Source organism: Nitrospirota bacterium (genome assembly GCA_040757595.1).
Taxonomy (GTDB): domain Bacteria; phylum Nitrospirota; class Nitrospiria; order Nitrospirales; family Nitrospiraceae; genus JBFLWP01.
The window spans coordinates 61,506-73,616 of sequence record JBFLWP010000016.1 but is presented as its reverse complement, the minus strand read 5'-3'; the positions used below and the strand labels follow the sequence as shown (position 1 = coordinate 73,616).

The window sequence follows — 12,111 nt, the reverse complement described above, 5'->3', positions numbered from 1 at the left end:
ATGAGCACCGGCCACACAGCGCGCTCGGGGATTTAACGCCCAGGGAATTCACGCAACGCGCGGCCGAAACCGGGCTGCAGGAAGAGCGAAATTTCCAGCTCACTACGGTCTAGTTTTGGGGAGGGGGTCATCTGTCCATTCACTTTTGTACCAGTTTGTCGTACACTGGGGGGCACGTCTACAATGAAGTACTAGCTTAACGAATAGGCTTCAGCGGCCGCGTATTCCTGAGGGGGTTGAAGCTGACGGGTGCCTGAATGGGCAACATCGCTCTAACGACCCTCGTTATTCTGGTTCTCGCGATTCCTGGATATCTAGTGAGGTCCTGCTATTATTCTCACGAATTTACTCGGCAGGTGCTGCCCAAAAGCGGGACGGATGATATAGCCCGAGCTTTTCTCTACGCACTTCCGTTCCACTTCATTGGAGTATGTATCGTGGAGTTATGGAAACACGTAGGGGGGATGGAAACCCATCTTCGATTTTCCTCACTGTTCCAATTACTCTCTGGCAGCTATGAGAAAGGTGACACAGCCATTGTGGATGCGATCTATGCAGATGCGGGACTCGTCATTACATATTTTGTTACCACCGTCCTCTATGCGGTTGTGATCGGCCATGCCCTACGTCATTACGTATGGAAATACCGTCTCGACATCACATGGCCAAAAGTCTTTGAATTCCGCAACCCTTGGCTATACAGACTTCTCCGTCCCAAAGTTCCACTTCCATACACTGGAGCTGAGGTCTTCGTGTTTGCGGAGGCACTTACTTACATTCCGGTTGATGGATTTCCTGGGAAAACGAGGCTCTACAGGGGAATGGTTTCCGGCTTTACTACTGAGGAAGACGGAACTCTGAAGGATTTGTTCCTAACGCAGGCTCAGAGGGGTGAGCTGAGAAAAAACTATGCGATGGACCCGACCTTCGATTGGAAGGAAATAACGCCGAGTAGCTGCTTAGTCTTGAAGTATTCGGAAATAAAAAATCTAAACCTTACTTATGTTGTTCCGGCTTCGAGTCCTTCTCGGGTTCCGGCTCGAAAGTGAAAGTTTCAGAGATTTCCCCTGTCGTAGTAACTTTAGTCAGCAAATGCAGTTTCCCTTCCCGTTTCAACTGTTCTAGTCTCTTTTCAATCCCTTCCATCATCGCGTTATACATTCCCATCAAGCACCTCCCGCCGAAGGGTTAATTTGAGGGGTAGGGCATTGCTTTGGTAATGCACCGCGCTACCACTGGCACCACTATGATATCACTATGACATCACTATAGTGTCACTGGCACTATGCCGTCAAGTTGACCTGTACCTAACCAAGTCTCGGTCAGGTGGCGGAGTCGAACTTACAAGGAAAAGAAGTTGGATAAAACCCTTGCCGCGCGGGGGAATCTTCGTCTATTCTCCCTGCATCGCTGCGAACATGGAGGAATCGGAATGACCGAGCAGACCAAGCCGGGGGCGACCCGGCGCGAGACGGACAGCATGGGCGCGATCGAGGTCCCGGCCGATCGCTACTGGGGGGCCCAGACCCAGCGCTCCCTGCACCACTTCGCCATCGGCCAGGACGTCATGCCCCGGGAGCTGATCCGGGCCTTGGGCATCCTCAAGCGGGCCGCCGCCGAGGTCAACCAGGACCTGAAGCGGCTGCCGGAGGACAAGGCCAAGCTGATCCTCGCCGCCGCCCAGGAGGTGATCGAGGGGAAGCTGGACGACCACTTTCCGCTGCGCATCTGGCAGACGGGGAGCGGCACCCAGACCAACATGAACGCGAACGAGGTCATCTCCAACCGGGCCATCGAGCTGGCCGGCGGGAAGATGGGGAGCAAGGACCCGATCCACCCCAACGACCACGTGAACATGTCCCAGTCCTCCAACGATACCTTCCCGACTGCGATGCACGTCGCGGCGGCGGAGCAGATCACGCACCGGCTGATCCCGACGGTCACGAAGCTGCGCGACGCGCTCCAGGCCAAGGCCGCGGAGTTCGCGGACATCGTCAAGATCGGGCGCACGCACCTGATGGACGCGGTCCCGCTCACCCTGGGGCAGGAGTTCTCCGCCTACGTGGCGCAGCTCGACCAGGATCTGGTGCGGCTCCGGTCCGTGCTCCCGCACCTTTATGAATTGGCGCTCGGCGGCACCGCGGTCGGCACCGGCCTGAACGCGCCCCCGGAGTTCGCGACCCGCGCCGCGGCCAGGATCGCCGCGGCCACGGGCCTGCCGTTCGTCTCCGCACCGAACAAGTTCGCGGCCCTGGCCAGCCACGATCCGCTCGTGATGGCCAGCGGTGCCCTGAAGACCCTGGCCTGCTCGCTGATGAAGATCGCCAACGACGTCCGCTGGCTGGGCTCCGGCCCCCGCTGCGGGCTCGGCGAGCTGGTCCTGCCGGCCAACGAGCCGGGCTCCTCGATCATGCCGGGCAAGGTCAACCCGACCCAGAGCGAGGCCATGACGATGGTCTGCGCGCAGGTGTTCGGAAACGACGCGGCGATCTCGATCGCGGGGAGCCAGGGGAACTTCGAGCTGAACGTCTTCAAACCGGTCATCATCCACAACCTGCTCCACTCCATCCGGCTCCTGGCCGATGCGTGCCGGTCGTTCACCGAGCACTGCGTCGTCGGCATCCAGGCCGACCGCGAGCGGATCCACGAGTTCCTGGTCCGGTCCTTGATGCTGGTGACCGCGCTCTCGCCGCGCATCGGGTATGATAAGTCGGCGAAGGTCGCGAAGAAGGCCTACGAGGAGCGGAAGACGCTGCGGGAAGCCTGCCTGGAGCTCGGGTACCTCACCGGCGAGGAGTTCGATGCGCTGGTCAAGCCGGAGAAGATGCTCGGGCCCGACGCGTAAGCCGTCATTCGTCGCTCGTCATCCGTCAAGCGTGACGAGAAGGTCGCGGGAATTCCTCCCGAATGACGCATGACGCATGACGAGTGACGGGGTTGTTGATGCGCAAAGCCAAGATCGTGTGCACGATCGGGCCGGCCAGCGACCAGCCGGAGGTGCTGGACCGGCTGATCCAGGCCGGCATGGACGCGGCCCGGCTGAACTTCTCCCACGGCACGCCCGAGTCCCACCGCCGGGCGATCAAGGCGGTGCGCGCCGTGGCCGCCCGCCTGGGCGCGGCGGTCGCGATCATCCAGGACCTGCAGGGGCCGCGCATCCGCGTCGGCGAGCTGGCCGGCGGCGGCATGGAGGTGGCCACGGGGCAGCGGGTCGTCCTGGTTCCGGATCAGGCGCCGTCGCGCGGGCCGCTCCGGCCCAACGAGATTCCGGTCACCTACCCGGAGCTGTCGGAGGACGTGCAGCCGGGCGCCCGGGTCCTGATCGACGACGGGCTCATCGCGCTCATGGTCGAGCAGGTGGCGGGCGGTGCGGTGGAGTGCCGGGTCGTCACGGGCGGGCGGATCAGGGCGCACAAGGGGATCAACCTGCCCGGGACGAGGGTGCGCGTCCCGACGCTGACCGAGAAGGACCGGGAGGACCTGCGGTTCGGGCTCGCGCAGGGCGTGGATTACGTGGCCCTGTCGTTCGTGCGGGGACCGGACGACGTGGCCGAGGCCCGCAAGCTGATCGGGGCCTGCGGGGCCGACGTGCCGGTCATCGCCAAGATCGAGCGGCCGGAGGCGATCGAGGCGCTGGGCCCGCTGCTGGACGAGGCGGACGGCGTCATGATCGCGCGGGGCGACCTGGGCGTCGAGATGGGGCCGGAGGTCGTGCCGGTGCTCCAGAAGCGGATCATCCGGGAAGCCAACCGGCGCCGGCGCCTGGTGATCACCGCCACCCAGATGCTGGAGTCCATGACGGCGCATCCGAGCCCGACCAGGGCCGAGGCCTCCGACGTGGCCAACGCGGTCTTCGACGGGACCGACGCGGTCATGCTCTCCGCGGAGACGGCCAGGGGGCAGTATCCGGTGGAGGCGGTGCGGGTGATGGACCGCATCGTCCGGACGGCCGAGGCCGAGACGGGCGGGCGCGGAGCGCCTGGGGACGAGCGGCCCGCGGCCGGGGAGGGGGCCCGGTCCATTCCCGAGTCCATCTGCGAAGCGGCCTCCCGCGGGGCGGGGGCGACCGGCGCCCGCGCGATCGTGGCCTTCAGCGAGTCCGGGACCACGGCACGGCTGCTGGCCAAGCAGCGGCCGGCGGCGCCGATCGTCGCCTTCACTCCGTCCGAGTCCGTGCGGCAGCGCATGGCCCTCTACTGGGGCGTGCTGCCCCGCACGATGCCGCGGATCATGCAGGCGGACGAGCGGGTGTTCCAGGTCGAGCGCCGGCTGAAGGAGGAGCGGCTGGCGGCGGCCGGGGACCGGATCGTGATCCTGTCCGGCACGCTCGTCGGGCAGCCGGGCGGCACGAACGCCATGAAACTCCACGAAGTCTCATGAAGACGGCGCGGCGCGCGGTCAGATGGCCGGTCGGTCTGGCGGCGGCGCTCTTCCTCCTCGTCGCGGCCGGCGACGGCCGGGCCGCCACGGGCGACCTGAAGAAAGACCCGGTCGGCGTGGTGAAGGCCTACGTCTCGCTGGACATGAAGGGCGCGCGGCTGGAGCCCCTGTCCTGGGAGACCCTCAAGCCCTTCATCACCTGGAAGGAAGAGCCGGCCTGGGGTAAGGTGATCGTGGTGGAGAGCTACGAGGTGGTGGACGACATCAAGGCCTGGGAGGTCGTCAACCTCTACGAGGTCGTCATCCCGGTGAAGTTCCGGGTGCTGGGGGCCATGTACTGGGAAGCGGCCTCGTTCCTGCCTGAGCCCCGCGTCGAGGAAGTGCGGTTCCGGGTCAAGGCGGTCCGGGACCGGTGGCGGATCGTCGAGCCGATGGCCCCCCCGCACGTCGGGCGGAAGCGGCTGATCAATTTCGTCCGGCAGGCCATGTTGCAGGAGACGGACGGCGCCAAGCTGGGCAAGCTGACCGAGCTGCGGGACGAGCTGAAAAAGGTCGGGAAGGAGCCGTGACGCGCGCGAAGGCGAAAGAACCGGTCGAGCTGCTGATCTTCGACCTGGACGGGACCCTCATCGAGTCCAAGTGGGACATCGCGACCTCGGTCAACCTGACCCTGGCCGATTTGTCGCTCCCGCTGCGCAGCCAGGAGGAGATCTTCGGCTTCGTCGGGGACGGGGTGAAGCGGCTGCTGAAACTCTCCGTCGGGGAGGAGAACCAGGCGCGCTACGAAGAGGCGCTGCGCGTCTTCCGCGGCCATTACCTCACCCACTGCCTGGATCGCACCAAGTTCTACCCCGGCGTCGAACGGGTCCTGGCCCATTTCACGGACAAGAAGAAGGCCGTGGCCACGAACAAGTCGCTCGAGTACACGACGAAGATTCTCGAGGGGCTGGGGGCCCACCACTTCACCTACGTCGTTGGCGGCGACAACGGCTACGGGCTCAAACCTGAGCCGGGCATGCTCCTCAGGGTCATGGAGGAATTGAAGGTCGGCCCCGACCGCACGGTCCTGATCGGCGACAGCACGAACGACATCAAGGGCGGGCACAGCGCCGGCATCCGGGTCTGCGCCGTCGGCTACGGCATGGGCAACCGGGAGCGGATGCTGGCCTGCCGGCCCGACTGGTTCATCGAGCGACCGGAAGACCTGATCGGGCTCTTTGCATGAAAGACCGTGAAGCGTTGTGCGTGAAGCGTATCTCGTACTCGGAGGTTCACGCGCCACGAACGACGGGATACGAGCGACGCCCGCCCCGCCGGCTGGTCATGCTGGGCGTGATGGTCGGTCTCTGTCTGCTCGGTGGATGGGTGCACGCCGGCGGGGCGGGGCTCGCCGAGCGGGTCGTCGAGCACCGGCTCGCGAACGGGCTCACGGTGCTCATGGTCGAGCGGCACCAGACGCCCGTCGTGTCCCTCAACCTCACGTTCGGCGTCGGCGGGGCGAACGAGCACACGGGCGAGACCGGCGTCGCCCACCTCTACGAGCACATGGCGTTCAAGGGCACGAGGACGCTCGGCACCAGGGACTACGGGCGGGAGAGGCCGCTGCTGGCTGAGCTGGACCGGCTGGGCGACGAGATCGAGCGGCTGCAGGCCCGGTTGAAGGCGAGCGGCAAGGAGGACTCGCCGGAGCTCCAGCAGAAGCGACAAGCTTTCAGGGAGGTCCAGAGCCAGGCCGATGCGCTCGTGGTCGGCAACGAGATGGCGCTCCTCTATCAGCGCCACGGGGCGGTCGGGTTGAACGCCTCCACCGGCAAGGACGTCACCCGCTACACCGTCAGCCTGCCGGCCAACCGCCTGCCCCTCTGGGCGGCGATCGAGGTGGACCGGATGGCCGACCCCGTGCTGCGCGAGTTCTACAAGGAGCGCGCCGTCGTCATGGAGGAGCGGCGGCTCCGGACCGAGGACAGCCCCAACGGGCTCCTCTACGAGGCGTTTGCGGCGGCGGCGTTCCAGGCCCATCCCTACGGGTTTCCGACCATCGGCTGGGGCTCGGACATCCTCTCGCTCACGCCCGCCGCGACCGAGGCCTTCTTCCGCACCTACTACGGGCCGGCCAACGCGGTGGTGGCGGTCGTCGGCGACATCAATCCGCCGGAGGTCGTCGCGCTGGTCGAACGGACCTTCGGCAAGATTCCCGCCGGCCCGCCCCCGCCGCCGGTCGTCCCGCGCGAGCCGCCGCAAAGAGGGGAGCGGCGCGTCGAGGTGGAGTTCGACGCCGAGCCGATCCTCGTGGTCGGCTACCACAAGCCGGCCCTGGGCCATCCGGACGACTACGTCTTCGACGTGATCGACTCGCTGCTGTCCGAGGGCGTCACGTCGCGGCTGTACCAGAGGCTGGTCCGGGAGAAGCGGCTGGCCGCGTCGGTCAGCACGGACTCCGGCTTTCCCGGCCTCCGCTACCCGAACCTGTTCGTGATCAGCGCCTCCCCGCTCGCCCCGCACACGACGGCGGAGCTGGAGGCCGCGATCGACGAGGAACTGACGCGGCTCAAGACCGAGCCCGTCTCCGCCAGGGAATTGGAGAAGGTCCTGAACAACCTGGACGCGGCCCTCCTGCGGTCGCTGCGGTCCAACAGCGGCTTGGCTTCCCAGCTCGCGTTCTTCCAGACCGTTGCGGGGGACTGGCGGTACGTGCTCGCCGTGCGGGAACGGATCGCGGCGGTGACGCCGGCCGACATCCAGCGGGTGGCGGCCCGATACTTCGTGAAGGCGAACCGCACCGTCGCGACGCTGGTGAAACGGAACGCGAAGCCGTGAGACGTCAAACGTGAGACGTGAAACGTCCAACGCGAACGCATGGATGAGGGCTGCGGGCTTGACCTTCCCTGCCGCACTCATGCTTGCCTTCCTGGGGCCTGTCTGGGCCGTTGGGGCGGAGCCGCAGCCGGACGACCCCCGGCTCATGCAGTTCGAAACGGTCCAGTTCACGCCGCCGGAGCCGGAGCGTCTGGTGCTCGAGAACGGCATGGTGGTCTATCTGCTGGAGGACCACGAGCTCCCGCTCGTCACCATGAGCGCGAGCCTGCGCACCGGCGCCTGGCTGGACCCGCCCGACAAGGTCGGCCTCGCCGCCATCGCCGGCGCCACCATGCGGACGGGCGGCACCCGGCGCATGTCCGCCCAACAGGTGGACGAGGAGTTGGAGCAGCTCGCCGCGGTGGTCTCGGTCGGGATCGGCACGGAGTCCGGCTCGGCCATGCTGGACGTGCTGAAGAAGGACCTGCGGCGCGGCCTCCAGCTCTTCGCCGACGTCCTCACAATGCCGGCCTTCGATCCGGGCCGGGTGGAGTTGGCCAAGCTCCAGGCCATCGAGGGCATCCGCCGGCGGCAGGACCAACCCCAGTCCATCGCCGGACGCGAATTCGCGAAGCTGCTCTACGGTCCGACGCATCCGTTCGCCCGCGAGAGCACGGTCGAGTCCGTCACGCGGATCACGCGCGAGGACCTACAGGCCTTTCATGCCCGCACCGTCCATCCCAACGGGATCATCCTGGGCGTGACCGGGGACTTCCAGCGGGACGAGGTGCTGGCGCTCCTGCGCGAGGTCTTCGGGTCGTGGAAGCCGGGGCCGGTCCCGGAGATCGCCTGGCCGCCGGTCGCGGCGGACGAAGCCAGGGCCGACAAGCGGGTCGTCCGGTTCATCGGCAAGGGAACGACCCAGACCCACCTGCGCGCCGGGCACCTCTCCGTGAAGGAGAGCGATCCGGACTTTCCGGCCCTCACGCTGCTCAACGACATCCTGGGCGGAAGCGGCTTCCGCAGCCGCCTCTTCCAGGACGTGCGTACGAAGCAGGGACTGGCCTACTCGGTCGGCAGCTCGATCCGCGCCGGCGTGCGCGAGCAGGGGGTCTGGGCGATGCGGGCGGAGACCAAGCTTGCCTCCACGCAGGAGGTCGTCAGCCGCCTGGTTGCCAACATGGAGCGGCTGCAGCGGGAGCCGGTGACCGACGCAGAGCTGGCCCAGGCCAAGGAGGCGTTCGTCAACTCCTTCGTCTTCTCGTTCACGAGCCCCTCCGCGGTCGTGGGCCGGCTGATCGGCCTGGAGTACGACGGGCTTCCCAAAGACTTTCTCCAGCGGCTGCGGGACAAGGTGGTGGCGCTGACGAAGGAGGATTTGTTGAACGCGGCGCGCACCCACCTCCATCCGGAGCAGCTCCGCATCCTGGCGGTCGGCCCGCCCGACGCGCTCCCGCAGGTGCTCTCGGGCTTCGGCGAGGTGCAGGAGATCAAGCTGCCGCCCGAGGGATAAAGAGTACGGCCGTGGAGTACAAGGCGGCAGACTTGTTGGGAGGGGAATGAAGGTGAAAGAACGCGGGCAGCAGAGGGACTGGTCAGCGCCACCCGCTCTTACGAAGAAGAAACTGGATAAAGGCCTCGCTCACACCGCGATTTCGAATTGGATCCGCTCGAAGGAGACGGTTGGAGTGACGGAGTCGCGGGCGTGAGCACCCGGCTCGAGTTGGACCAACCCGAGGTTGGCAAGAAGCTGCAAGTCGGCGTGGACGTTTTTGAAGTCCCTGCGGGCCAGCTTGGCCAGCGCTGCAATGGATCGAGGGCGTCGCGTCCGAATCAGGTGGAGCAGGGCCAGGCGTGACGTCGTGAGCACCTGGCGCATCGCTTCCACGCTGACGAAGTAGGTTCCGGTGCGCTTGGCCACTTTTCGTCCAGCCTGAAGCGCCTTGAGTGTCGCGCCGAATTCCCGCAGCCCTTTCTCCAGGGGGCGGATGCCGACCTTGAGCCGTTTGACTCTCATCGTTTGCTCTCCTTCCTGATCGCGCCCACATCCCGAAGAAAGTCCTCGATCAGCCGATCAACGGTCGTGAAGACGTAAGGTGCCGTGTCGGACAAGTAGTGCCGATGATCGCCTTTGCGTTCATGGTTGTCGTAGCCGACCAATCGCTGACCGCCTCGGATATAGACCAGCGAGTATTTGAACCCGTGAGGCGCGTTCGCTGTCTTTGGGACGTGATACGCCTTCATTTCCACCAGCCCTCCCTGCTCGTCAATGTATCTCGTATGGAGGACCAGTTTCGCCTTCGGCATATGGCAGTAGACACCATATCATGACGGGTGTCAAGGAAGCGTTCTTCGCGAGGTCGCAGTGTCTGCTTTGTCGTCTCTTGATTGACCGATCCGGACAAGGTACTGTGATTCACTGGCAGGCGGCTTAGGGCTGACCAGATGGGCACCGACCTCCTCCACATCGTCGTCGTTCACGGCAGCATTCTGGAGGCCGACGCGCAGGCGGTCGTGAACGCGGCCAACAGCCGCGGGATCATGGGGGGCGGCGTGGCGGGCGTGATCAAGCGGGCGGCCGGGCCGGAGGTGGAGGCGGAAGCGCGGCGGCTCGCCCCGATCCCGGTCGGAAGCGCGGTGCTGACGACGGGCGGGAAGACGAAGTTCCAGGGCATCATCCATGCGCCGACGATGCCGGAGCCGGCCGTGCGGATTCCGGCGGAGAACGTGGCCAAGGCCACGAGGGCGGCCTTGAAGCTGGCCGACGAGCGGGGGCTGGCCACCGTGGCGATTCCGGGGATGGGCACGGGCGTCGGCGGCGTGGCGCACGAGGAGGCGGCCTCGCTGATGCTGAAAGAGATCAAGGCCTTCAAGGCCAGGAACCTCCGCTCCGTCCTGCTCGTGACGTGGATCCGGGGATGGTGAGCGCCTGGAAGGAAAGCTTGAAGAGCTTATAGCGTATAGCTCATGGCATATGGTCGGAGTGTTTCTTTCAGTTGGGACGGGCCATAAGCTATAGGCCATCAGCCATCGGCTCTTGGACCCATGCCACTCGAGGACGACTTCTGCGACATCGTGAAGAAGGCCCGGACGGGGCAAGGTCTGTCGGTGGGCGACCTGGCCCAGAGGACCGGCCTCCAGGCCGGCGACCTGACGGTGCTGGAGCGGGGCGGACGGCTGCCGACCAGGAGCGAAGTCCAGGCCCTCGCCTCGGCGCTCGGGCTTCGGAGCGAGTCGCTGGCGAAGATCGTCGAGGGCTGGACGCCCGCGCCGGTTCCGGAGGCAACGGGCGAGGTCACGACCGTCCACGGCTCGGTCGGCGGCTACGCGGTCAAGGGCTACGTCCTGCACGACGGGGGCGAAGCGGTCTTCGTGGACACGGCCTACAACGCGGAGGCGATGCTGGAGGTCCTGGACCGGAACGAACTCGCGCTCAAGGCCGTCTGCTTGACGCACGGCCATGCCGACCATGCCGAGGGGCTGGACGTGATTCTGCAGCACCGTCGAGTGCCGGTGTATATTGGGCAGGCGGACCTGAGCCTGCTCTCCTGGCGTCCGCCGCGTGACCTGGTCGTGACGGCCGAAGACGGGCGGGCCATCCCCGTGGGACGGCTGACGGTGCGGTGCATGACCACGCCCGGCCACACGCCCGGCGGCATCTGCTATCGCGTGGAGAACGGCGCTCGGGCCCTCTGCTTGGTGGGGGACACCCTGTTCGCCGGCTCCATCGGCCGCGCCAACCCCTTCTCACTCTATCCGGCCCACCTGGAGTCGGTGCGGCGGCGGGTGCTGACGCTGCCGGAGCAGACGGTCCTCCTGCCGGGCCACGGGCCGGCGACCACGGTGCGGGAGGAAGCGGCCCACAATCCGTTTGCCGCTGAGGCGTGAAAGAGGAGCGTCGTCGGCCACTCGTCATTGGTCACTCGTAACGGGGCAAGGATGGCGAACAGCCGAGAATGGGAACGCGACATGGACGAGGATCGGGACATCCGCCGGATTGAGATTCTGGATCTGGACCAGGCGCCGCCTGCGATGCCGGTCGAGCCCGAAAGGCCGCGCCGGCGCTTCTCCGACCGGACCCTGCCGCTCTGCCTGTTCCTGGCCACTGTCTTCACCACCCTCTGGGCCGGGGCCTACGCGACGAGAACCGCGCCGATGCAGGGGGCCTGGCAGTTCCTGCTGGAAGACCCGTCGGCCCTGCTCAAGGGGATTCCGTTCGCGGGCACGCTGCTCGCGATCCTGGTCACGCACGAGTTGGGGCACTACATCTTGTCGCGCATCCACCGGGTGCCGGCCTCCCTGCCCCTGTTCATCCCCGGCCCGCCGCATTTCATCGGCACCTTCGGCGCGATCATCCGCATGCGCAGCCCGATCCTGAACCGGAAGGCGCTGTTCGACATCGGCGTGGCCGGACCGATCGCCGGGTTCGTCGTGGCGGTCGCGGCGCTGGTCGTCGGGCTCGAGCTCTCCACGATCGTGGAGAACGAGCGGGCCTTCGGGATCCACCTCGGCGAGCCGTTGCTGCTGCAGCTCGTCTCCTGGCTGGTGCTCGGCTCCGTGCCGGAGGGCTACGACGTGGTCCTCCACCCGGTCGGCTTCGCCGCCTGGTTCGGGCTCTTCGTGACGTCGCTGAACCTGATTCCGATCGGGCAACTGGACGGCGGTCACGTGGCCTACGCCCTCTGGGGGGAGCGGCAGCGGACGATGGCGCTCGCGATCGTGCCGGTGCTGCTGGTGCTCGGCTTCATCGGCTGGCCCGGCTGGTTCCTCTGGGCCGGCATGGCGGGGATGCTGGGGTTGACCCACCCGCCGGTCATAGATCCGCACGCCGCGCTGGGCCGGACCCGCGTCTGGGTCGGCTGGTTCGCGCTGGCGATCTTCGTCCTGACGTTCGCACCGATCCCGTTTTCGGTCCATTAGGGAATCTCTTGACTG

At 66.2% G+C, this 12,111-nt stretch carries 12 protein-coding genes; 10 read left to right on the top strand and 2 right to left on the bottom strand.

The features are described 5' to 3' along the window. Positions 1 to 257 precede the first annotated feature (257 nt). The 7 genes from AB1411_13940 to AB1411_13910 all read left to right on the top strand — a co-directional run bounded on the left by AB1411_13940 (position 258) and on the right by AB1411_13910 (position 8,689). Positions 258 to 1,049 (top strand): hypothetical protein, encoded by a 792-nt coding sequence (locus AB1411_13940; GenBank protein MEW6544694.1) that lies wholly within the window; start codon positions 258 to 260, stop codon positions 1,047 to 1,049. Positions 1,050 to 1,432: 383 nt separating this feature from the next. After that, entirely contained in the window at positions 1,433 to 2,845 is a 1,413-nt protein-coding gene (fumC, locus tag AB1411_13935; protein ID MEW6544693.1) for a class II fumarate hydratase, read from the top strand. 98 nt (positions 2,846 to 2,943) lie between these two features. Then, positions 2,944 to 4,380 carry a pyruvate kinase gene (gene pyk, locus AB1411_13930; protein MEW6544692.1) on the top strand — a complete coding sequence of 479 codons (1,437 nt, stop codon included), beginning with the start codon at positions 2,944 to 2,946 and terminating at the stop codon, positions 4,378 to 4,380. Continuing rightward, positions 4,377 to 4,949 (top strand): hypothetical protein, encoded by a 573-nt coding sequence (locus tag AB1411_13925; GenBank protein ID MEW6544691.1) that lies wholly within the window; start codon positions 4,377 to 4,379, stop codon positions 4,947 to 4,949. The genes pyk and AB1411_13925 overlap by 4 nt, the downstream gene beginning before the upstream one ends. Beyond that, complete coding sequence (locus tag AB1411_13920) at positions 4,946 to 5,605, top strand: HAD-IA family hydrolase (protein ID MEW6544690.1); 660 nt, start codon at positions 4,946 to 4,948, stop codon at positions 5,603 to 5,605. Before AB1411_13925 ends, AB1411_13920 begins: the two co-directional genes overlap by 4 nt. Before the next feature lie 20 nt (positions 5,606 to 5,625). After that, positions 5,626 to 7,197 (top strand): pitrilysin family protein, encoded by a 1,572-nt coding sequence (locus AB1411_13915; protein MEW6544689.1) that lies wholly within the window; start codon positions 5,626 to 5,628, stop codon positions 7,195 to 7,197. A gap of 79 nt (positions 7,198 to 7,276) precedes the next feature. After that, positions 7,277 to 8,689 (top strand): pitrilysin family protein, encoded by a 1,413-nt coding sequence (locus AB1411_13910; protein ID MEW6544688.1) that lies wholly within the window; start codon positions 7,277 to 7,279, stop codon positions 8,687 to 8,689. A gap of 129 nt (positions 8,690 to 8,818) precedes the next feature. Here the strand turns inward: AB1411_13910 and AB1411_13905 are convergent, their stop codons facing one another. Together AB1411_13905 and AB1411_13900 are read right to left on the bottom strand one after the other, a co-directional pair. After that, on the bottom strand, positions 8,819 to 9,193 hold the full coding sequence (locus AB1411_13905) for a hypothetical protein (GenBank protein MEW6544687.1): 375 nt from the start codon (positions 9,191 to 9,193) through the stop codon (positions 8,819 to 8,821). Further along, complete coding sequence (locus AB1411_13900) at positions 9,190 to 9,483, bottom strand: DUF6516 family protein (GenBank protein ID MEW6544686.1); 294 nt, start codon at positions 9,481 to 9,483, stop codon at positions 9,190 to 9,192. The genes AB1411_13905 and AB1411_13900 overlap by 4 nt, the downstream gene beginning before the upstream one ends. A gap of 138 nt (positions 9,484 to 9,621) precedes the next feature. Between AB1411_13900 and AB1411_13895 the strand changes: the two genes are divergently transcribed. The 3 genes from AB1411_13895 to AB1411_13885 all read left to right on the top strand — a co-directional run bounded on the left by AB1411_13895 (position 9,622) and on the right by AB1411_13885 (position 12,096). Further along, a complete protein-coding gene (locus AB1411_13895) occupies positions 9,622 to 10,101 on the top strand; it encodes a macro domain-containing protein (protein ID MEW6544685.1) in 480 nt (159 codons plus the stop codon). A gap of 120 nt (positions 10,102 to 10,221) precedes the next feature. Next, positions 10,222 to 11,064: an MBL fold metallo-hydrolase gene (locus AB1411_13890; protein MEW6544684.1), complete on the top strand. Its 843-nt coding sequence runs from the start codon at positions 10,222 to 10,224 to the stop codon at positions 11,062 to 11,064. Positions 11,065 to 11,115: 51 nt separating this feature from the next. Continuing rightward, complete coding sequence (locus AB1411_13885) at positions 11,116 to 12,096, top strand: site-2 protease family protein (GenBank protein ID MEW6544683.1); 981 nt, start codon at positions 11,116 to 11,118, stop codon at positions 12,094 to 12,096. The last annotated feature ends 15 nt before the right edge of the window (positions 12,097 to 12,111 follow it).

Excerpts from the sequence above, each read along its gene's own strand:
- AB1411_13905 (MEW6544687.1), bottom strand. The coding sequence starts at position 9,193 with ATGAGAGTCAAACGGCTCAAGGTCGGCATCCGCCCCCTGGAGAAAGGG.
- AB1411_13925 (MEW6544691.1), top strand. The coding sequence starts at position 4,377 with ATGAAGACGGCGCGGCGCGCGGTCAGATGGCCGGTCGGTCTGGCGGCG.
- AB1411_13885 (MEW6544683.1), top strand. The coding sequence starts at position 11,116 with ATGGCGAACAGCCGAGAATGGGAACGCGACATGGACGAGGATCGGGAC.
- AB1411_13890 (MEW6544684.1), top strand. The coding sequence starts at position 10,222 with ATGCCACTCGAGGACGACTTCTGCGACATCGTGAAGAAGGCCCGGACG.
- fumC (MEW6544693.1), top strand. The coding sequence starts at position 1,433 with ATGACCGAGCAGACCAAGCCGGGGGCGACCCGGCGCGAGACGGACAGC.
- AB1411_13940 (MEW6544694.1), top strand. The coding sequence starts at position 258 with ATGGGCAACATCGCTCTAACGACCCTCGTTATTCTGGTTCTCGCGATT.
- AB1411_13910 (MEW6544688.1), top strand. The coding sequence starts at position 7,277 with ATGCTTGCCTTCCTGGGGCCTGTCTGGGCCGTTGGGGCGGAGCCGCAG.
- pyk (MEW6544692.1), top strand. The coding sequence starts at position 2,944 with ATGCGCAAAGCCAAGATCGTGTGCACGATCGGGCCGGCCAGCGACCAG.
- AB1411_13895 (MEW6544685.1), top strand. The coding sequence starts at position 9,622 with ATGGGCACCGACCTCCTCCACATCGTCGTCGTTCACGGCAGCATTCTG.
- AB1411_13900 (MEW6544686.1), bottom strand. The coding sequence starts at position 9,483 with ATGCCGAAGGCGAAACTGGTCCTCCATACGAGATACATTGACGAGCAG.